The sequence below is a fragment of the Streptosporangium sandarakinum genome, from assembly GCF_013409935.1.
GTDB lineage: Bacteria > Actinomycetota > Actinomycetes > Streptosporangiales > Streptosporangiaceae > Streptosporangium > Streptosporangium nondiastaticum.
Map to the genome: position 1 here is coordinate 870289 of NZ_JACCCO010000002.1, position 20761 is coordinate 891049.

The 20761-nt window shown below is 72.2% G+C and carries 17 protein-coding genes and 1 riboswitch; of the genes, 7 read left to right on the top strand and 10 right to left on the bottom strand.

Going from position 1 to position 20761, the window contains the following annotated elements:
• Positions 1–28 precede the first annotated feature (28 nt).
• A complete protein-coding gene (locus tag HDA43_RS22490) occupies positions 29–424 on the top strand; it encodes an antibiotic biosynthesis monooxygenase family protein (RefSeq protein ID WP_179824868.1) in 396 nt (131 codons plus the stop codon).
• A 75-nt stretch (positions 425–499) separates the two neighbouring features.
• Here the strand turns inward: HDA43_RS22490 and HDA43_RS22495 are convergent, their stop codons facing one another.
• Positions 500–1096: an HD domain-containing protein gene (locus HDA43_RS22495; RefSeq protein ID WP_179824870.1), complete on the bottom strand. Its 597-nt coding sequence runs from the start codon at positions 1094–1096 to the stop codon at positions 500–502.
• Positions 1097–1385: 289 nt separating this feature from the next.
• Between HDA43_RS22495 and HDA43_RS22500 the strand changes: the two genes are divergently transcribed.
• Complete coding sequence (locus tag HDA43_RS22500; RefSeq protein WP_179824872.1) at positions 1386–3065, top strand: heparinase II/III domain-containing protein; 1680 nt, start codon at positions 1386–1388, stop codon at positions 3063–3065.
• Positions 3066–3110: 45 nt separating this feature from the next.
• Here HDA43_RS22500 and cimA read toward each other — a convergent pair whose 3' ends face one another.
• The gene (gene cimA, locus HDA43_RS22505; protein ID WP_179824874.1) at positions 3111–4688 is read right to left on the bottom strand and encodes a citramalate synthase; all 1578 of its coding nucleotides are present in this window, start codon (positions 4686–4688) and stop codon (positions 3111–3113) included.
• Between the two features lie 295 nt (positions 4689–4983).
• Between cimA and HDA43_RS22510 the strand changes: the two genes are divergently transcribed.
• Entirely contained in the window at positions 4984–5637 is a 654-nt protein-coding gene (locus tag HDA43_RS22510) for an O-methyltransferase (RefSeq protein WP_179824876.1), read from the top strand.
• 193 nt (positions 5638–5830) lie between these two features.
• On the opposite strand, the gene HDA43_RS22515 is transcribed toward HDA43_RS22510, so the two are convergent.
• Both HDA43_RS22515 and HDA43_RS22520 read right to left on the bottom strand, forming a co-directional pair.
• Positions 5831–6925: a branched-chain amino acid aminotransferase gene (locus HDA43_RS22515; RefSeq protein ID WP_179824878.1), complete on the bottom strand. Its 1095-nt coding sequence runs from the start codon at positions 6923–6925 to the stop codon at positions 5831–5833.
• 179 nt (positions 6926–7104) lie between these two features.
• The gene (locus HDA43_RS22520; RefSeq protein ID WP_179824880.1) at positions 7105–8151 is read right to left on the bottom strand and encodes a 3-isopropylmalate dehydrogenase; all 1047 of its coding nucleotides are present in this window, start codon (positions 8149–8151) and stop codon (positions 7105–7107) included.
• Positions 8152–8293: 142 nt separating this feature from the next.
• Positions 8294–8530: riboswitch (cyclic di-AMP (ydaO/yuaA leader) on the top strand.
• Between HDA43_RS22520 and HDA43_RS22525 the strand changes: the two genes are divergently transcribed.
• Positions 8518–9240 carry a C40 family peptidase gene (locus HDA43_RS22525; protein WP_179824882.1) on the top strand — a complete coding sequence of 241 codons (723 nt, stop codon included), beginning with the start codon at positions 8518–8520 and terminating at the stop codon, positions 9238–9240. Its footprint overlaps the riboswitch before it by 13 nt.
• Positions 9241–9297: 57 nt before the next feature.
• Here the strand turns inward: HDA43_RS22525 and HDA43_RS36060 are convergent, their stop codons facing one another.
• Positions 9298–9429 (bottom strand): hypothetical protein, encoded by a 132-nt coding sequence (locus HDA43_RS36060; protein WP_281395456.1) that lies wholly within the window; start codon positions 9427–9429, stop codon positions 9298–9300.
• Between the two features lie 330 nt (positions 9430–9759).
• Entirely contained in the window at positions 9760–11349 is a 1590-nt protein-coding gene (serA, locus tag HDA43_RS22530; RefSeq protein WP_179824884.1) for a phosphoglycerate dehydrogenase, read from the bottom strand.
• Positions 11350–11562: 213 nt separating this feature from the next.
• Between serA and HDA43_RS22535 the strand changes: the two genes are divergently transcribed.
• The gene (locus HDA43_RS22535; RefSeq protein WP_179824886.1) at positions 11563–12420 is read left to right on the top strand and encodes a hypothetical protein; all 858 of its coding nucleotides are present in this window, start codon (positions 11563–11565) and stop codon (positions 12418–12420) included.
• A gap of 441 nt (positions 12421–12861) precedes the next feature.
• Here the strand turns inward: HDA43_RS22535 and HDA43_RS22540 are convergent, their stop codons facing one another.
• From HDA43_RS22540 to HDA43_RS22550, 3 genes are read right to left on the bottom strand one after another with little or no spacing between them, the layout of a single operon-like run.
• Positions 12862–15456 (bottom strand): FtsX-like permease family protein, encoded by a 2595-nt coding sequence (locus tag HDA43_RS22540; RefSeq protein ID WP_246424486.1) that lies wholly within the window; start codon positions 15454–15456, stop codon positions 12862–12864.
• Positions 15453–16160: an ABC transporter ATP-binding protein gene (locus HDA43_RS22545; RefSeq protein ID WP_179824888.1), complete on the bottom strand. Its 708-nt coding sequence runs from the start codon at positions 16158–16160 to the stop codon at positions 15453–15455. The genes HDA43_RS22540 and HDA43_RS22545 overlap by 4 nt, the downstream gene beginning before the upstream one ends.
• Entirely contained in the window at positions 16157–16684 is a 528-nt protein-coding gene (locus HDA43_RS22550) for a PadR family transcriptional regulator (protein ID WP_179824890.1), read from the bottom strand. The genes HDA43_RS22545 and HDA43_RS22550 overlap by 4 nt, the downstream gene beginning before the upstream one ends.
• An 88-nt stretch (positions 16685–16772) precedes the next feature.
• Here HDA43_RS22550 and HDA43_RS22555 point away from each other — a divergent pair, with 88 nt between their 5' ends.
• Positions 16773–17318, top strand: coding sequence for an FHA domain-containing protein (locus tag HDA43_RS22555; RefSeq protein WP_179824892.1), 546 nt, complete (start codon positions 16773–16775; stop codon positions 17316–17318).
• Between the two features lie 6 nt (positions 17319–17324).
• Here HDA43_RS22555 and HDA43_RS22560 read toward each other — a convergent pair whose 3' ends face one another.
• A complete protein-coding gene (locus HDA43_RS22560; protein ID WP_218912367.1) occupies positions 17325–18803 on the bottom strand; it encodes an MFS transporter in 1479 nt (492 codons plus the stop codon).
• Between the two features lie 121 nt (positions 18804–18924).
• Between HDA43_RS22560 and dacB the strand changes: the two genes are divergently transcribed.
• The gene (gene dacB / locus HDA43_RS22565) at positions 18925–20490 is read left to right on the top strand and encodes a D-alanyl-D-alanine carboxypeptidase/D-alanyl-D-alanine endopeptidase (protein WP_179824894.1); all 1566 of its coding nucleotides are present in this window, start codon (positions 18925–18927) and stop codon (positions 20488–20490) included.
• Positions 20491–20761: the final 271 nt, after the last annotated feature.

A 20761-nucleotide genomic window follows, 5' to 3' on the forward strand; every position in this document is an offset into this window, starting at 1 on the left:
CCAACACCTCGAACACCAGGGAGAAGATGTGTCGGTCGTGAAGATAAACGTCCTGACGGTGCCGGCCGAGATGCGCCAGGAGCTGGAACGCCGGTTCTCCTCGCGCGCCGGGATGGTCGAGTCGGCCGACGGGTTCGAGTGGTTCGAGCTGCTCCGCCCGGTCGAGGGCACCGACCGCTACATGGTCTACACCCGCTGGCGCTCCGAGGACGACTTCAGGCGCTGGACCGAGAGCCGGGCGTTCCAGGGGGGCCACGGGGAGGGCGGCGGCGCCGGTCACGGCCACGGGCAGGAGGCCGGTCAGGGTCACGGGCACGGGGAGGGCGCCGGCCACGGGCACGGGCAGTCGCCGGCCGCCACCGCGGCGGAGCTGTGGTCGTTCGAGGTCGTCCAGAGCGCCGGCCCGGGCGGCCAGGGGTCCTGAGCGTCCCGGTCCTTCCGGCCCGGCGGCCAGGGGTCCTGAGCGTCCCGGTCCTTCCGGGCCGGTGACCGGGTGTCCTCAGCGGTCCAGCGGGTTCGCCGCGATCCGCCCGGCGACGCCGTTGCGGACGAAGCCCGCGGCCAGGCTGTCCGGCTTGCGGGCGGCCTGGTCCTTTATGCAGGCGGTGAACTCCTCGCCGATGCCCAGCCGGGGATGACGGCCGAGCACCTCGGCGCGCAGCTCGGCGGGGAACGCCTCCGGCCGCCGCCCGGAGATGTCCAGGCCGGTCGACAGCTCCAGCAGGTGGCCCTCGGGATCGGCCTCGACGTCCACCTCGTCCCACATGTGGCGCACGATCACCTCTGCGGCGCGTCTCCGCCGCGCCACGGGCCACCCCGCCCCGGCGCCGAAGACCCAGGCGACGTGGCCGCCGGCCTCCTCGAACGGCACGGTGTGGCTGTCGAACTCCTGGACCAGGCCGATGTCGTGCAGCATCGCCGAGACGTACAGCAGCTCGGCGTCGAAGGCGATGCCGTTCATCGCCCCGTAGGCCGCCGCCCACAGGTAGGCGCGGACGGAGTGGTTCAGCAGGGCGGGCGAGCAGTACTCGGTGGCGACCTCCAGCGCGGCGCGGGCGGCGGGGGTCTCGGGGATCACGATGTCGGCGAGTCGCATGTGCCCAGCATGAACCAGGCGGCGACACGGTCCGCGGGCGGGGCGGCCGGTGAGCACGACGAGGCCGGACGGGCGAGGCGGGCGGGCGTGACGAGGCCGGCCGGAAAGGCGGCCGATGAGGCCGGGAGACCGGTCGGACGGGGCGGGCGCGACGCCGAAACCGCCGTCAAACCCGCGGCGCGCATCTAGTTGCTAACGATCTCCTGAAAGCCCTCCTTCCAACTTGACCGGTTTGGTGGGATTCGGACAGCATGATCCGCCCTCGTCGTCAGCCCCGGAAGGAACAGGCGTGCGCCGCCGCACCAGAGCACTCATCCTCTCCGCCGTCCTCCTCCTGAGCTACGGCACGGCGACCGGCCCGGCGCGGGCCGCGGTGGAACGCACCTCCGAGTGCCAGGGCGACTGGCTCCCGGCCACCCCGACCGCGCCGGACATCATGAACGGCGAGGTCGAGTTCCTGGACCTGCCGCCGGTCAAGGTCGGCAAGGACGTCAACTGGCGCACCGACCCCTACCGCAACCGCTCCTGGAGCATGGTCTTCCACTCGCTGCGCTGGATGGGGCGGCTGGTGGCCGAGTACGAGACCAGCGGGGACAGGTCCTACCTGACCCGCGCCACCGAGATCGCCAAGGACTGGGTGGCCGACAACCCGCGCCGCGGCGGCCCGAAGGCCAGCCCGTACGCCTGGCAGGAGCACCCCGTCGCGCTGCGCGCCCCCGCCCTGGTCTGCCTCAGCAAGCACGTCCAGGAGTCCTGGCTGTCGAAGAGCCTGGCCGAGCACGCCGCGGTGCTGTCCGACCCCCGCCTGTACGAGAAGGGCCACAACCACGGCATCGACCAGGACATCGCGCTGCTGGGCATCGGGTGCCGCTACAAGCGCTCCGAATGGTCCGGCCTCGCCCTGCGGCGCCTGATCGAGACGGTCAAGCTGGACGTCGACTCCCAGGGCGTGCTGCGCGAGCAGGCGCCGCGCTACGCGGTCTACGTCCACGAGCGGCTCAGGGTCGCGATGGACAACATCAAGGCGTGCGGCCTCAAGGTCCCCGCCGAGATCGCCAAGCGGTGGGAGGGGCTGGAGACCTTCATCGCCCACTCCACCCAGCCGAACGGGTTCATGGTCCCGATCGGCGACGGCGGCGCGGACGTCCGGCCGGTCGGCTACGACCACCCCAAGACGAAGGTCAAGGTGTTCGGCAACGGCTACGTCTACGGGCGCACCGAATGGGACAAGCCCGAGTCGGCGTTCTACTCCATCCGCTTCGGCCCCGGCCTGAAGTACCACGGGCACGAGGACCACCTGGGCGTGACCTACTACGCCCAGGGCCGCGACGTCCTGGTGGACGTGGGCTTCCACTCCTACGAGGAGAACACCTACCGCCGCTGGACGATGTCGCCGCAGGCGCACAACACCCCGGCCGTGGTGGGACGGCCGTTCCGCGGGAGGACGGCCACCGCCCTGAGCAGGTCGTCCATCGGCGGGGACCGGCAGAGCTACCGGCTGACCGACCGGGCCTACGGCGTGCCGAGGACCCGCTCGGTGCTGGTCAACCACGGACGCGACGTGATGGCCGTGCTGGACACGGCGCCCAAGGGCTCCAAGATCTCCACCACCTGGCATCTCGCCTCGGAGCTGTCCACCGTCTCCGCCTCCGGCGGCCGCGTCGTGGTCAAGGACAAGGCGGGCTGGAAGGCCACGCTGGCGCAGGTCTCGATGCCCTCGTGCAAGCCGGTGAGCGGGCTGAAGGTGATCCGCGGGCAGCGGAACCCCTACCAGGGCTGGGTCTCCACCGCCTACCTCAACAAGCAGCCCGCCCCGGCGGTCGTCTCCCCCGCGTCGGCGGACCCGGTGCTCACCGTCGTGGTGCCGGGCGCCGACAAGCCCTCGTTCTCCTGCTCCGGTTCCAAGGTGACCGTGGGGACCTCCGAGGGCGCGGTGAGCTTCAAGGTCTCCGGGTCCGACCTGCGCTGAGCCTCCGGCCGGGGTACGGCCCGCGGGACCGTGCCCCGGATCCGGTCAGCCGGCGGCGTGGCCCGCCCGGAACAGCCCGTAGGTGACGGCCTGCTCCAGTGCCTGCCAGGAGGCCTCGATGATGTTCTCGTCGACGCCCACGGTGGACCACTCGCCGTCCGCGTCGCTGGTGGTGATCAGCACGCGGGTGACCGCGCCGGTGCCGTACGTGCCCTCCAGGATGCGGACCTTGAAGTCGGTGAGCTCCAGCCGGGCCAGCTCGGGGTAGAGCCGCTCCAGCCCCAGCCGGACCGCCTTGTCCAGCGCGTTGACCGGGCCGTTGCCCTCGCCGGTGGAGACGATCCGCTCCCCCTTGGCGTGCAGCTTGACCGTGGCCTCGCTGACCAGCTCGGCCCCGCGGGTCCGCTCGACGATCACCCGCCAGGACTCGACCGTGAAGTGGCGCGTCCGGCGGCCCGCCACGGTGTCGCGGAGCAGCAGCTCGAAGGAGGCGTCGGCCGCCTCGAAGGTGTAGCCCTTCGACTCCAGGTCCTTGACGCGGTCCACCAGCTCGCGCGAGGTCTCCGCGGGCAGCTCGTAGCCCAGCTCGCGGCCCTTGAGCTCCACGGAGGCGCGGCCGGCCATGTCGGAGACGAGCATCCGCATGTCGTTGCCCACCTGGGCCGGGTCGATGTGCTGGTAGAGGTTGGGGTCCACCTTGATCGCGCTGGCGTGCAGCCCGGCCTTGTGCGCGAAGGCCGAGACGCCCACGTAGGGGGCGTGGGAGTTGGGGGTGACGTTGGTCACCTCGGTGATCGCGTGCGCGATCCTCGTCATCTCCGACAGCGACTCCGTCGGGACGAGGTCGAAGCCCCGCTTGAGCTGCAGGTTGGCCACGACGGTGAACAGGTTGGCGTTGCCGGAGCGCTCGCCGTACCCGTTGGCGCAGCCCTGCACGTGGGTGGCGCCCGCCTTGACCGCGGCGAGGGTGTTGGCCACCGCGCAGCCGGTGTCGTCGTGGCAGTGGATGCCGATCCGGGCGGAGGTCCCCACCGCCGCCTGCACGACCTCGGCCAGTTCGTCGGGCAGCATGCCGCCGTTGGTGTCGCACAGTGCGATCACCGAGGCGCCCGCCTCGGCCGCGGTGCGCACGACCTCCAGCGCGTAGGCCGGGTTGGACCGGTAGCCGTCGAAGAAGTGCTCGGCGTCGAGGAAGACCCTCTGGCCCTCCGCACGAAGGTGGGAGACCGTGTCGCGGATCATCGCGAGGTTCTCCTCAAGGGTCGTGCGGAGGGCCAGCTCCACGTGCCGGTCGTGACTCTTGGCGACAAGGGTCACGACCGGCGCGCCGGATTCGCGCAGCGCGGCCACCAACGGGTCGTCGGCCGCCTTCACGCCCGCCCGGCGGGTCGCGCCGAACGCGGCGAGCCGCGCGTGCTTCAGGTCCAGCTCTGTTCGAGCGCGCCTGAAGAATTCGGTGTCCTTGGGGTTGGCGCCGGGCCAGCCGCCCTCGATGAAACCGACGCCCAGGTCGTCCAGGTGACGAGCGATGGCCAGCTTGTCGGCCACCGTGAGGTTCAGGCCCTCCTGCTGGGCTCCGTCACGGAGCGTCGTGTCGTACACGTGGAACCGGTCGTCGGTCATTCGAGTCTCCTTGGGCGGGTTCGGGCGATCCGTCGCGTGCCGTCCGGCTCCCGAAGGTCCACGGAGCCCGGAAAACAAAAAGACCCCTCACGGACGTGAGAGGTCTGCGCGCCGGCGTTGTCCCTTTTCAGCCGGCGCGCCTGCCGATAATGAGCAGACCGTAGAACATGGTGCCTCGGAGTCTACCCGTACTCCACCACCATCTGACACATACATCTCACGATCCGGGACACGCGCCGCGCTGACATGGCATTTTCCCGGTGTCGGAACGCGGTGAGCGGCAAGAATGGCCCCCATGAAGGCGACTTACATCGACCCGGCGATCGGGCAGTACCTGCTGGCGCACACCACGCTCCCCGACGACGTCCTGGACGCGCTGGCCATGGAGACCCGCGAGCTGACCGGCGAGGGCGCGAACATGCTCGTCTCCCCGGACCAGGGGCGCTTCCTGACGATGATCACTCAGGTCAGCCGCGCCGCGAACGTGGTGGAGGTGGGCACCTTCACCGGCTACTCCTCCATCTGCATCGCCTGCGGGCTCGCCCCCGGCGGCAGGCTGACCTGCTTCGACGCCAGCGAGGAGTGGACGGACGTCGCCCGGCGCTACTGGGACAAGGCGGGGGTCGCCGACCGGGTGGAGCTGCGACTCGGCCCGGCCGCCGAACGACTCGCGGAGCTGCCGCCGTGGCAGGGGGTGGACCTCGCGTTCATCGACGCCGACAAGGCGGGCTATCCGGTCTACTACCGGCTGCTGATGGAGCGGCTCGTCCCCGGCGGGCTGATCCTGGCCGACAACACGCTGTGGGGCGGGCGGGTCGCCGACCCCACCGCCGACGACGCGGAGACCCGGGCGATGCGCGAGTTCAACGACCTGGTCACGGCGGACGACCGGGTCACCTCGATCATGCTGCCCATGGCCGACGGCCTCACCGTGATCAGGAAGAACTGATTCGCGAACACTGACGGGAGTCCCTCCGAATCCCGGGCGGGGGCGCGCCTTCAGAGCCCGCTTCCACGTCACGAACGTCCGGCGGTCCGGGCTCCTCACGGCTTTCCGCGCCGGCCCTCCCGTACCGGGTCGACTCCGGGACAAGGGGCGGGCGGCACGGGAATCGCCGCACCGCCCACCCCGGGACGCTTTCTCAGCAGATCTTGTGGACCCAGTGGTAGGGGTCGGGGCGGGTGCCGTACTGGATGCCGACCAGTTCCTCGCGGATGCGGGTGGTGACCGGGCCCTGGGTTCCGTCGCCGATCGTCCAGGCGCGGTCGGCGCCCTTGACCGCGCCGACCGGGGTCACGACCGCGGCGGTGCCGCAGGCGAAGACCTCGGTGAGCTCGCCGGACTCCGCGCCGGCCTGCCACTCCTCGATGGACAGGCGCCCCTCCTCGGCGGTCAGGCCGAGGTCGGAGGCCATGGTGAGGATCGAGTCGCGGGTGATGCCGGGCAGGAGGGTGCCGGTGAGGGCGGGGGTGAGGAGGCGGTCACCGTAGACGAAGAACAGGTTCATCCCGCCCATCTCCTCGACGTAGCGGTGCTCGTTCGCGTCGAGCCAGACCACCTGGTCACAGCCCTGCGCGACGGCCTGGCGCTGGGCCACGAAGGCGGCGGCGTAGTTGCCGCCGCACTTGGCGAACCCGGTGCCGCCGGGGGCGGCGCGGGTGTACTCGGTGGACAGCCAGACCGAGACGGGCCGGCTTCCGCCGAAGTAGGAGGCCGCCGGGGAGGCGATCACCATGTAGGAGTAGGTCGAGGACGGGTGGTTCACCCCGAGTGCCGGCTGCGTGGCGATCATGAAGGGGCGCAGGTAGAGGCTGTGGCCGGGGGTGGTGGGCACCCAGTCGCGGTCGGTCTGGACGAGCAGTTCCAGCGATTCGACGAACGTCTCCTCCGGCAGCTCGGGCATGGCCATCCGGCCCGCCGAGAGGTTGAACCGGGCGGCGTTGGCCTGCGGCCGGAACGACACGATCGACCCGCCCTCCTGGCGGTACGCCTTCAGCCCCTCGAAGAACTCCTGGGCGTAGTGGAAGACCGCGGTCGCCGGGTCGAGGGTCAGCGGGCCGTACGGCATGAGCCGCGCGTCGTGCCAGCCACGGCCCTCGGTGTAGTCGATCCGGACCATGTGGTCGGTGAAGACCTGGCCGAATCCGGGGTTCGCCAGTACCTGCTCGCGCTCGGCCGCGGTGCGAGCGTGGTCGGATAGCTGCACGTCGAAGCTGAGCTTCTGAGCGGTGGTCATGGCGGGGATCCTTCTCTTCGAGTCGAACTGCACCTCAGTCCATTCTGCGATGGACCGGATACCGGGAAACTACTGCATGTAGGACAAAGTCGGCAGTGGGCGTGTCACTGCGGGCAAAAAGCAGCGCCCGGCGGCTCGCGGAGCCGCCGGGCGCGTGGGTGAATCGGGTGGGCGGCCTCTCAGCCGGCTACTCGGGCGGCGATGTCGTCGCCGATCTCGTGGGTGGTCCGGGCCGTCCAGCCGGTCTGCCGCTCCAGGAGGTCGTCGGCCACGGCCTGCTCGACCCGGGCGGCCTCCTCGGCCAGGCCGAGGTGGTCGAGGAGCATGGCGACCGACAGGATCGTGGCCGTCGGGTCGGCCTTGCCCTGGCCCGCGATGTCGGGCGCGCTGCCGTGGACCGGCTCGAACATGCTCGGCGCGGTGCGGTCGGGGTTGACGTTGCCGCTGGCCGCCAGGCCGATGCCGCCGGCGACGGCGGCGCCGATGTCGGTGAGGATGTCGCCGAAGAGGTTGTCGGTGACGATCACGTCGAACCGCTCCGGCTGCGTGACGAAGAACATCGAGGCCGCGTCGACGTGGCAGTAGTCGGTCTGGACCTCGGGGTACTCCTGGCCGACCCGGTCGAACGTGCGGGACCAGAGGTCTCCGGCGTAGGTGAGCACGTTGGTCTTGTGGACCAGCGTGAGCTTCCTGCGGGGGCGGCTGCGCGCCTTGTCGAAGGCGTAGCGGACGACGCGCTCGACGCCGAACGCGGTGTTCAGCGACTCCTGCGTGGCGATCTCCTGCGGGGTGTCCCGGCGCATCACGCCCCCGGCCCCGGCGTACGGGCCCTCGGTGCCCTCGCGGACGACGATCATGTCGATGTCCTCGGGCCGGGCGCCGCCGAGCGGGGTCTCCACGCCGGGGAAGAGCTTGACCGGGCGGAGGTTGACGTAGTGGTCGAGCCGGAAGCGGAGCTTGAGCAGCAGGTCACGCTCCAGGACGCCCGGGGGCACGCTGGGGTCGCCGACCGCGCCGAGCAGGATCGCGTCGTATCCGCGCAGCTCGTCCAGGACCACGTCGGTGAGGACCTCGCCGGTCGCGTGGTAACGCTTGGCGCCGAGGTCGTAGGTGGTGGTCTCGGCCTTGGCGCCGACCGCTTGGAGGACCTTCAGCCCCTCGGCGACGACTTCCACTCCGATCCCGTCACCAGGGATGACTGCCAGGCGAATGTTGCGCGAATCCATGCACGCACCCTACCGGTTCGTCTCGGCTGCCGAACACCCATCTCACGGTACGGACGCAACGGCGTGTCATGCGCCGCTTGATCGATTTGTCCGACTTTGCGTGCTATTGACCGATTCATGAACTTTCGTTATGGTCCTCCCGTTCGTATCGACGCCTAATCCCCGTGGGCCACCCCCATGTCCGGCCCCGGGGAGCCGGGGACCCACCTTCCGGAAAACACCCGGGGCGCCGGAGACACGGCTCCGCTTCCAGTGAGCGTGCTTCCTGCTGCCCGCATACGGGGTCTTCCTTGGGGCGAATCAGCGCGTTCTCGCGCCGTAGGGCGGCCTCCACGCCCGAGTCCGACAGCTAACCCGGCAGGCCTTATGGAAGGAATCGCCCTGTCCGGCAAGCTTTTCCCCCGTGCCCTGTCCATCGTCGCCGTCGGCACCGCCGCACTCGCGGCCCCCGCCGCCGCCATGGCCGCCACACCGACCCCCTCCCCGGTGGTCGTCCCCTCCTCCACGCTCGCCACGGCGCTCCCGGCCGCCATCCCCACGCCGGCCCCCGCCCCCTCGGCCACCGCCGAGCCAGAGTCCACCGCCAAGCCCGGGTCCACGTCCAAGCCGGCGCAGGCCACCCCTGCCAAGGCTCCCGAGCCCGCCTGGAAGAAGGCCGTGGAGTGGGCGATGTCCAAGCGCGGCACCCCCTACGTCTGGGGCGGCACCGGCCACGGCGGCTTCGACTGCTCCGGCCTGATGCAGCGCGCCTACGGCGCCGCCGGCATCAAGCTCCCCCGGGTCACCTACGACCAGTACGCGGCCTTCGACAAGAAGATCTCCTGGAACAACCTCAAGCCCGGCGACCTCGTCTTCTTCAGCGGCCTCGGCCACGTCGGCATGATCAGCCGGCCCGGCTACATGGTCCACGCCCCGCGCACCGGCGACGTCGTCCGCGAGGAGAAGCTCAGCTCCTGGCGGCGCAGCGTCTTCGCCGGGGCCGTCCGCCCCGACCGCGAGGGCGTCAAGCTCGCGATCGAGAACGGCACCATGTCGACCGGCAAGGACGCCGCGAAGGACACGAAGAAGGACGGCGCGAATAGCGCCTGACGCGGCGGGAGACCGCCGGCCCCGATCCCCGGCCGGCGGTTCCTCCGTCGATCCGGATCAGCGGATGGGGACTCCGCCGTTGTCACGCCGGTCCAGCGCGGTCTGCAGCGCGTCGGCGGCCTCGTCCTTGTTCTCTTCCGGGCGGTTCCAGGGATACATGTCGTACATGACAAGCCTCGTCTCGTTCACGGGCGAGCGGGAAATGTGGCTGGGAACTCCGGTCACGAGTCCGACCGGGCCTGGTGCCACGGATCCGGGTCGCGGATCCGCGACGCGAAGGTGAAGCCGGCGAACGCCATCGCACCGCGGCGAGGTGCCGGCCTGCCCGTCAGGCCCCGCCGCGGCAGGTAAGGATTACGAGAACCTGGCGCATTTCCTGTCACAGTACCCGCCCACCGGAACGCCGTCTCGCCCGTTGTCCATATTTCTCACATGGCGAGACAAAGAACGGTCGCGACGAGGACCGGGAGGCGTCCCTTCGCGGGCCCCCGCCGTGCCGGGGACCCGCGGCGCGGCGGCCTAGTCGGCCAGGTCGACCGAGCGGCCGCTGTCGGCGCCGATCTCGGCGGCGATCTGGTCCACCACGTCGGCCGGGATCGTGGTGTCGACGGTCAGCGCGATGAGCGCCTTGCCGCCCTTGACGTCGCGGGACACCTGCATCGAGGCGATGTTGATGCCGTGGTCGCCGAGGATACGGCCGACGATGCCGACGACGCCGGGACGGTCGCTGTAGGCGAAGAACGACAGGTGGTCGGTCGGCTCGATCTCCATCTGGTAGCCGTTGACCTCGACGATCTTCGTGATCTGCCGCGGGCCGGACAGCGTGCCGGAGACCGAGACCGTACGGCCGTCGGCGAGGACGCCGCGCACGGTCACCACGTTGCGCCAGTCGGGGCTCTCCTGGCTGGTGACCAGCTCGACGGTCACCCCGCGGTCCTTGGCCAGCAGCGGGGCGTTGACGTAGGTGACGGAGTCCTCCACCACGTCGGCGAAGACGCCCTTGAGCGCGGCCAGCTCCAGCACCCGCACGTCGTGCGCGGCGATCTCGCCGCGGACCTCGACGTCCAGGCGGGTGGCGACCTCGCCGGCCAGCGCGGTGAAGACCCGGCCGAGCTTCTCGGCCAGCGGCAGGCCGGGCTTGACGTCCTCGGCGACGGCGCCGCCCTGGACGTTGACGGCGTCCGGCACGAACTCCCCGGCCAGGGCCAGCTTCACGCTGCGCGCGACCTGGGTGCCCGCCTTCTCCTGGGCCTCGTGGGTGGAGGCGCCCAGGTGCGGGGTGACGACGACCTGGTCCAGCTCGAACAGCGGGCTGTCGGTGACCGGCTCCTTGGGGAAGACGTCGATGCCGGCGCCGGCGACCCGGCCCTCCTTGATGGCCGAGTACAGGGCGTTCTCGTCGATGATGCCGCCGCGGGCGACGTTGATCAGGCGCACCGTCGGCTTGACGGCCCGCAGCTCCTTGTCGCCGATGAGCCCGATGGTCTCCTTGGACTTGGGCAGGTGCACGGTGATGAAGTCGGCCTCGGCGAGGGCCTCCTCCAGCGACACCAGGCGGACGCCCATCTGCGCGGCGCGGGCCGGCTGCAGGTAGGGGTCGTAGGCGATCAGCTCGACCCCGAACGGCTGCAGGCGCTGGGCGACGAGCTGGCCGATCTTGCCGAGGCCGAGGATGGCGACGACCTTCTCGTCGAGCTCCACGCCGGTGTACTTGGAGCGCTTCCACTCGCCGCCCTTGAGCGCGGAGTGCGCCTGGGCGACGTTGCGCGCGGAGGCGAGGATCAGCGCGACGGTGTGCTCGGCGGCGCTGGTGATGTTGGAGGTCGGGGCGTTGACGACCATGACACCGGCCTTGGTGGCGGCCTCGACGTCGACGTTGTCCAGTCCGACGCCGGCGCGGGCGACGACCCGGAGCTTCGGCGCGGCGGCGATCGCTTCGGCGTCCACCTGGGTGGCGCTGCGCACGATGAGGGCGTCGACCCCGGCGAGGGCGGGCAGGAACTGCGCGCGGTCGGCGCCGTCGACGTGGCGGACGTCGAAGTCCGCGCCCAGGACCGCGAGACCGGCCTCGGAGAGTTCCTCTGCGACCAGTACGACGGGCTTGTTCACAGGCGGGATCCTTAAGACGAGAGGCTGCTGCACGACCTCTCGAGTCTATCGGCGCTTGTGAACGTGTTCACGAGTGTCCCGGCATACGAGACAGGGTCTTGACGCTACCCATCCGAGACGATCTCATACCTACAAAATTCAACTTGGTATTGCTCACCACAAAAGTTCACGATTACCCTCATAAGCCGTGGTCCCCTACCTATCGTTCCTCATATGAGCATCGGGAACCCCGCTCTCGGCGACGTGCTCGCACAGCACGGCGGCCCGCACCGGCTACTGGCGGCGCTCGCCGAATGGGGACTCCTGGTCGCCGTGCGGCCGGACCGCTCCGTCGTGCTCGGCACGACGCAGACCGGTGAACGCGTGCTCCTCGGGTACACCTCGGCGAGCACCTACGCGCGGCACCGTGGCAGCCACTCCCTGTCGGCCTGCGACGCCGACACCATCCTCGACATCCAACGCGTCACCGGTGTGCGGGAAATCGTGATCGACGCGGCGGGACCGGCGGCCGCCGCCGTCCCCATCGAGGACCTCAGGCGATACCTCGACTCCACCCGCAGCGGTCCCACGCCCGCGCTGACGTCCACCTCCCCGACGGCGTACGCCACCGGGGCGATGGCCACGGTGTCGCGTCCCGCGCCGGTCCGCCCCCAGCAGCGGGCCGCCGTCCCCGCCGCACCCGCGCAGCCGTGGATCCCCGCCCCCCGGCCCCACCTGTCGGGGCCGATGCAGATGGTGGACCCGGGCTACAGCCGCTGCCGCCACCCCATCCTGCCCGCGCTGCGGGTGGCGATCGCGCAGGTCCTCGCCGACTACCCGCTCGTCCACCACGTGTGGATCTCCGAGGCCAAGACCTCCTCCGGCGCGCCCGGGATCATGCTGCACGTCAAGGTCCACATGACGGCGGCCGAGGACGTGGTCCGGGACATCCACCGCGGGGTGCGCGCCCGGCTGCCGCAACTCGCCGCGAGCGAGGCGCCCATCCTGATGGCGCGGGTCGCCGACGCGCGCACCGAGCGGCGGATGATCGAGCTCTGCGCCCACGTGGTCTGCGCCGACGTGACCGACTGAGGCCGCCTTCCGCGCGGGCGGGACGCCCCGCCCGCGCCGGAGGAGCCCCGGACCGTCACCGTCCACGCGCCGCCGTGCGTCGTTCCCCGCGCCTTCACGATGACCTCGTGCGGACCCGGTACGGCACGGCGCCGCCTTCCCGGTAAGCCGTGCCGTACCGGGTCCACCGGCACCGGCGGCGCCGAACCGGCCCTCGCCGCCCGGCGGGCCGTCCGGCGGGTCGCCGGGAACGCTGTCGGGCATCGTCTCGCTCGCCGCCGGGATCGGGTGATCGGAACGTCATCACCACACCTACCAGCCCGGACGCCCGGCGCGGCGTACCCTCGCCGCACCGGGCGGCGAAGCACCGGCACCCCGTCGCATCGGACGGCGAGACACCGGCGGTCCGCCGCCCCCGGCGGCCGGGAAGGTCAGTCGGTCAGGTGCCCCGGCGGGACACGGTCAGGTGATCCGGCGGGTCAGGGTGACCCTGGTCCGGGTGAAAACCCCCGCGACCAGCGCCGCCAGCAGCGGCAGGCCGACCACCAGCGCGGCGAGGAAGAGCCAGGGGAGCTCAACCGGCGGCAGCCGGTCGAGGAACGACGACGGGTCGGGCGCCCAGGCGCGGTAGCCGTACGGCATCGACGACCCGGCCACCACGATCCCGGCGGGGATCCCCGCGAGGGCGCCGGCCAGCGCGCCGAGACCGGCGATGAACCCCGCCTGGCCGGCGACGACCAGCCTCCGGGTGCCGGGTCTCGCGCCGACGGCGGCCATGGTGGCGAGGTCGGGACGCAGGTCGGCCGCGGCGAGGCCGGTGGCGGCGAGCGTGCCGCCCAGCGCCAGGACCGCCGCCGCCAGGAACAGCAGCGGCTTGACGAAGCCGTACGAGTCGAGGTCACGCACGAAGGTCACGCCGACCGGGCCGGCCATGATCGCCAGTTCCCGCCCCAGCCTGACCTCCTGCTCCTCGGTGAGCCGGACGGAGGAGGGGGCGGCGTACAGCACGCGCGCCTCGGGCTTCAGGCCGAGGGCGGGCAGGGCCGAGACGGGGAGCACCGCGACGGCGCGCCGGGGGTCGGCGGCCCGCGCCACGACCGCGGGAACGGTGAGATCCCTCGGAGCCTCGGATGAGTCGTGGCTGGCGAAGTGCACGGCGGACAACCGCAGCCGCCCGTCGCGCACCAGGCGCGGGTCGAACACCACGGCCCTGCCCGCGGCGAACGCCGCCGCCGCGACCGGGTCCCGCCGTCCCTGGACGAACTCCAGCAGCCGCCCGTCCCCCACCGGCAGGCTCACGCCGAAGGGGTTGCCGAGGTACATGCCGTCCGCAGCGTCGAGGTGTCCGACCGAGAGCTCCACGGCGGCTCCCCGGGTGTCGCGGAGCGCGACGGCCTCGATCAGCGGCGCGCCGGGCAGGGCGCGCTCGACGATCGTCCTGGCCCTGGCCCACCGGGCGTCGTCGAGGCGCGAGCCGTTGATCTCCACGGTCCCGGCCGGAACCGTCGGGTGGAAGGCGTCGCGCCGTTCGGCGAGGGCGCTGTCGAACGCGACGGCCGCCATCGTGAAGGCGGCGGCCGCCGTCAGGACCGCCGCGACGGCGGAAGCGGTGCGGCCCCGGTTGCGGGCCGCGTCGCGGGCGGCCAGCCGCAGCGGCAGCGGCAGCGCCCTGGCGGCCGCCGCCGCGAGCCGGACCATGGAAGGCGTCAGCGCGACCAGCCCCAGCAGGGCCAGGATCTCCGCGGCGAGGACCCAGACCCGGTCGGACCCGATGGCGCGCACGGCGGCCACGGCTCCCGCGACGACCAGGACCGCTCCGATGATCGGACGGCCCGCGCGGTCACGCGCCGTACTCCGGCGCCCGGCGAGCACCGCCGCGACGTCCTGCCGGGCCGCCCGTACGGCGGGCAGCACCGCCGCCGCCACCCCGCTGGCCGCCCCCAGCGCGGCGACGGCCAGCACCGGCACCCAGGGGACGTCCAGCGGACCCACTCCGCCGATCAGCCGGCCCGCCTCCAGCACGGCCGACAGCGCCCCGAGGCCGACGCCCAGCACCAGCCCGAACAGCGCCGCGCCGCCGCCCAGCACCACCCCGTCGGCCAGCAGCACCATCCGCACCTGCCCCGGTGAGCCGCCCTGCGCCGCGACCAGCGCCAGCTCCCGCCGACGCCGCCGCGCCCCCACCGCGAACGCCGGACCGGCCAGCAGCACCACCTCCAGCACCCCCATGATCACGGCCAGGCCGATGGCCACGACGTCCTTGGTGTCGTGGTAGCCGTACGCGTCGCGGGCCTCGACGGGGGCCTGGACGTCCAGGGACGCACGGCTCAGCCTGCGGACGTCGGCCATGGTCACCGGCTTCGGGGTGTCGGCCAGCCAGCCGGTGCCGCGCCCGTCGGCCCTGTCGAACAGCAGGGTGCCCGGAAGGCCGATGATCTCCGCGCTCTTCGTCTGGTGCGGGTGCTCGACGACCCCGACCACCCGCATCGGGGTCAGCTTGAAGGTCACGGCCGGTGTCGTGCCGAACCGCATCCCCCGCTCCTCCGCGCCGGGGGTCACCACGATCTCGCCGGGCGCGGCCGGGAGGCGGCCCCGCAGCAGGTGGTACATCCCCTTCGTCAGGGGGTCTCGCAGGTCCAGCTCGCGCGCGGACGCGTTGTCGTAGCCGCGCTCACCCCGGAAGTCGGCGCTTCCCTCGTTCGCCGGGATGATCCGGGCCCCGGGCCCGAGCAGCCTCATGACCTCGGCCGGCGAGGTGGGCGTCGATGCGCGGCCGTCGGTATCGGGCCGCCCGAGTGTCACGATCCGCAGGTCGGCGGTGCCGATCCGCGCGGTGAGCCCCTCCCTCCGGGTGATGTCCGCCGTCGCGGCGAAGATCAGGGCGAAGACGATGACCAGGACGGGCAGGCCGACCATCGTCACGATCAGCGCGCTGCGGCCCCGGGCCCGCAGCGCGTCCCGCCGGGAGATCCGCAGCGCCGCCAGGAAGGCGGCCGGCCGGGAACGCGCGGCTCCCGTCGTCCCGGTGCGCGTCATGACGGGTGCCGGGGCGCTCATCGGGCGCTCTCCAGCGGCGCGGTGGCGGTGTCGGCGACCCGGCCGTCGCGCAGGAAGACCACCCGGTCGGCCCAGGCCGCGTAGCGGGGCTCGTGGGTGACGAGCAGGACCGCCGCCCCGGCGTCGCAGCGGGCGCGCAGGAGCTGGAGGATCTCGTCGCCGGTCGGGGTGTCGAGGGCGCCGGTCGGCTCGTCGGCCAGGATCAGCCGCCGCTCCCCGGCCAGGGCGCGGGCGATCGCCACCCGCTGGCGCTGGCCACCGGAGATCTCGTCGGGGAAGCGGTCGGCGACCTCGGCGAGGCCGACCTCGGCGAGCACCTCCAGCGCCTGGCGGCGGGCGTCCCGGAAGCGGATCCCGTCCAGCTCGCGCGGCAGCGTCACGTTCTCCAGGGCGGTGAGCGAGGGGATCAGGTTGAGGTCCTGGAAGACGTAGCCGACGTGCCGGCGGCGCAGCGCGGCGAGCTCCCCGGCCGGGAGGCGCGACAGCGAGACGCCCTCCACGACCACGTCGCCCGAGGTGGGCCGGTCGAGGCCGCCCGCGACGTTGAGCAGGGTGGACTTGCCGGACCCGGACGGGCCCATCACCGCCACCAGCTCCCCGGCCTCGACCGCGAGGCTCACCTCCGAGAGGGCCGTCACGGCTCCCGGGCCGTCTCCGTGCAGGCGGCCGACGTCCGTGAGCCGGACGACCGGATCGAAACTCATGCTTGTCTCTCCTGCGTCTGGGGGGAGGCCGCGAGCACGGCCTCGCAGTGGTCGAGCCAGCGCTGCTCGGCCTCGGCCTGGAAGATCATGGAGTCGAGCACCAGCCGCTGGGCCGGGTCCTCCGCGCTCGCCCGCCTGGCGCGGGTGAGCCGCTGGAGGGTGCCCATGGTCGCGGTGCGCTGGGCCTGGATGATCGGGCGCACGTCCGCCCCGGCGGTGACCGCCATCGCGAGCTTGATGACCAGCTCGTCCCGGGGCCGGTCGGCCTGGGCGACGGGGGTGCCGAACCATCGCGCCATCTCGGCCCGACCGGCCTCGGTGATCGTGTAGACGACCCGGCCCTGATCGTCCTGCTCGCCGGGGGCCACCAGGCCGTCGCGTTCCAGGCGGGAGAGCGTCGTGTAGACCTGGCCGATGTTGAGCGGCCAGGTCGCCCCCGTCGACGCCTCGAACTCCGCCCGCAACTGGTAGCCGTAGCGGGGCCCCCGGCTGAGCAGGGCCAGCAGCCCTTGTCGGATCGCCATGGATACTGAGTATGCATACTCAGTATGGTCACGGCAAGAGATCCGCATATTCTGGACAGGTTCCGGCGCCGGGGCGGATACTCGGGGGATGAGCTCGCCGCCTCCCCCGTCCCGCGCGTCCGATGGGGACCGCGACCGCGCCATCAACGAGCTCCGCGACCGCGCCGTCGAGGGCCGCCTCTCGCATGAGACGTTCCTCGGCCGGGTCGACATGGCACTGCGCGCCCGCAGCCAGGGCGAGCTGGAGAACCTGGTCGCCGACCTGCCGCCGCGCGGCCGGCTGCGGCGGATGGTGACCGACGTCGTCGCCTCGGCGTCCGACTTCACCCGCCGGGTCGAGTCGGCCTGGCGACGCCCCCGGCTGCCCCGCCTCGCACTGCCCGGAGACGACCGCGTCCGCTACGTGGTGGGCCGGGGCTCGGCCTGCGACCTGGTGCTGGCCGACCTGACCGTCTCACGGGTGCACGCCGAGCTGCGCCGCGCCGAGGACGGCTGGATCGTCGTCGATCTCGGCTCGCTCAACGGCACCCGGCTGAACGACTGGCGGCTGGTCGGGCCGGCCCCGGTACGGCCGGGCGACGTGCTGTCCTTCGGTGACTGCGGTTTCCTCGTGATCACGCCTCAACTGGCCTGAACCGGGTCACGCCCCGGCCGGCTCCGGTCCCTCACCCGCGCGCGCCGTGACCCCGGGCTCCTCCCCCGCCCCGTCCCCGGCCTCGGAAGCCTCGGAGACCCCGGCGGCACCGGCGGCGTCGGCGGCACCGGCGGCGTCCACCGTCCGCATCGTCTCGGCGGTGATGGGGTAGCGCAGCGTGAGCAGCACGCTGACCCCGGCCGCGAGCGCGGGGATCAGCGCTCCGCCGTACAGGGCGGCGGCGATCGCCGAGTCCGGCTGGATCACCGCCTCCGAGGCGGAGGACTCCACGAATCCCGTCGCGCCGAGCAGCCAGCCCAGCACCAGCGCGCCGAGCGCGAAGACCACGGTCTCGCAGGCCGTCCACAGACCGGTGAACACCCCGGCGCGGCGCCTGCCGGTGACCGCCGCGTCATGGACGACCACGTCCGAGAGCATGGAGAACTGCAGGAGCTGGAACCCGGCGTAGCCGACGCCGACGACGAGCACGCAGGCGTGCGCGTAGCCCGTGCCGAACCGGTCGGAGAGCGCCATCGCGGCCGTGCCGGCGGTGAACAGCGCCGCCGACAGCACCATCGCGCCGCGCTTGTCGTAACGCCGCGACAGCCACATCCACAGCGGCATGGTGACCAGCAGCGGCCCGACCACGCACAGGAAGAGCGTGGTGGTCGCCCCGGGCGCGTCGAGGACGTAGGTGGCGAAGTACGGCGCGCCCGCCAGCAGGGTGCCCGCGGCGAACATCTGCGCGCAGCTCAGGGCGAGCAGGACCAGGAACGGCCGGCTGGAGCGGGCCGCGGCGAACTGCGCCCGCAGCGACGGCTCGGCCTCGGCCCGGCCGGCCAGCGGGGCGCGGGCCGTACCGGTGACGGAGGCGAGCATGGACACCAGCAGCACCGCGCCGATGACCAGGCCCATGAGCCGGTAGCCGGTCACCTCGGTCCCGGCGAGGGCCGGCGCGCCGGCCCCGGACAGCAGGATCGCCAGGCCCAGGAAGACCATCTTCCACTGCAGCAGCGACGACCGTTCGTGGTAGTCGTCGGTCATCTCGGTGGCCATCGCCTTGTAGGGCACCTCGTAGAAGGCGTAGGCGGTGGCGGTGAGGAAGTAGCAGACGGTGACGTACAGCGCGGCGGGCAGGCCGGTCAGGGGCGGCCCGGCGAACGTCAGCGCGAAGGTCACCGGCAGGGTGACCGCGCCCAGCAGCATCCAGGGGCGGCGCGGGCCGAGCCGGGAGACCGTGCGGTCGGAGCGCTGGCCCACCCAGGGGTTGATGACCATGTCCCAGAGCTTGGGCAGGAAGGCCACCGCGCCGGCGATCCAGGCGGGCACGGCCAGCACGTTGGTCATGTAGAACAGCAGCAGCAGGCCCGGGACCGTGGAGAACGTCGCGGTGCAGACCGATCCGACCCCGTAGCCGACGCGCACCCCGCGCGGCACGGTGACGGCGGCTCCGACTGGGCGGGGGGTGGGAGCCGGTGTGATCATTGCCACATTCAACCCCACTCACCGGTCACTTGATAGGGGTGAAAGATACGAACATTTCCGTATTGTCGGCCAGGCCGCCGGTGCCGATGATCTCCGCAGACGCCTAGCACCTGGAGACACCGTGCGGCCCTCGCGACGTACCACCCTCTCTCTTTCGGCCATCCTGCTCACCGGCCTCACCTGGGCCACGACCGGCTCGGCCGCCCCGGCCGGCGCCCTCGGACCGGCCCCCGGCGTGGCGGACCTGGTCAAGGACATCGACCAGATCCTCGGCGACGCCCGGCTCACTCCGGCGCGGGCGGGGGTGGTGGTCCGCAGCGCCGCCTCCGGCGAGGAGCTCTACGCCCTGGACTCCGGCAAGATCCTCACCCCCGCCTCCAACACCAAGCTGCTGACCTCCGCCGCCGCCGTGGAGAACCTCGGCCTGGACTTCCGCTTCACCACGAGCGTGCTGTCCACCGGCCGTCGGGCGGGCTCGGCCCTGGCCGGGGACCTCTACCTCAGGGGGACCGGCGACCCGACCATGCTCGCCGCCGACTACGACGCGCTGGCCGCCGAGGTCGCCGCCTCGGGCATCAAGGTGGTCACCGGCAGGCTCGTCGCCGACGACACCTGGTTCGACGACGTACGGCTCGGCACCGACTGGGCCTGGGACGACGAGCCCTACTACTACGCGGCGCAGATCTCGGCGCTGACCGCCTCCCCCAACACCGACTACGACGCCGGCACCGTCATCGTCTCGGTGGCCCCCGGGGACGCCGCGGGCAAGCGGCCCAAGGTCACCACCACGCCAGAGACGGACCACCTGAAGATCGAGAACCGCGCGGTGACCGGCGCCGAGACGGACGTCACCATCGAGCGCCGGCACGGCACGAACACCGTGGTGATCACCGGCACCGTCGCGGACGAGCAGCAGGAGTGGGTCACCGTCGACGACCCCACGGCCTACGCCACCTCGCTGTTCCGCGCGTCGCTGGCCCGGCACGGGGTGCGGGTGCTGGGCGGCGCGGCCCGCGCGGCGGTCCCGGAGGGCGCCGCCGCCGTGGCCTCGCACGAGTCGATGCCGCTCCGCGAGCTGCTGGTGCCGTTCATGAAGCTCAGCAACAACATGCACGCCGAGATCCTCACCAAGGCGATCGGGCGCAAGGTCTCGGGCGCCGGGACATGGAGCGCCGGGCTCGCCGCGATCACCTCCTTCGCCAAGGCGAACGGCATGACGACGCTGAACCTGCGGGACGGCTCCGGCCTGTCGCGGATGGACGGCCTGACCCCCGGCGGCCTGACGCGCTACCTCGCCGCGCTGCGCGCCAAGCCGTGGTTCGACGCCTGGTACGGCGCGCTGCCGATCGCGGGCCAGGCCGACCGCATGGTCGGCGGGACGCTGCGCAGCCGGATGCGCGGCACGCCCGCCGCCGGGAACGTCCACGCCAAGACCGGCTCGCTGACCGGCGTCACCTCACTGTCGGGCTACGTGACCAGCGCCGACAACGAGCCGCTGGTCTTCTCCGTCATGCTCAACCAGTACCTGTCCGCCGCTCCCCGGGACATCGAGGACAAGATCGCCGTCCGTCTCGCGCAGTTCCGCCGTGACGCGCCGGTGGACGCGGTCGTGCAGCTCAAGCAGGAGGCGCAGGCCGAGAACGCCTCGGAGCTGGAATGCTCCTGGCTGAAGCCCGCCCAGTGCTGACCCCCGGGTCCTGTCCGGAATCGATCCTCGATCCCATCCATCACCGACCCTCGACCCCACCCGGAACCGGCCCCCGATCTCACCCGGTGTGACCTGAGGGCCCACCCGGCGTGACCGATCGGCCCGCCCGGCGCCGATCGACCGGGCAAGATTTTTCCGTCAGCCGGGCCCTCTGCCGCCGCCGTGTCCGCACGGCGGCGGCAGACCAGTTCAGGGGACGATTTCCGGACAGACGGGAACGGTCCCAGACGCACCAGCGATCACTTTGGTT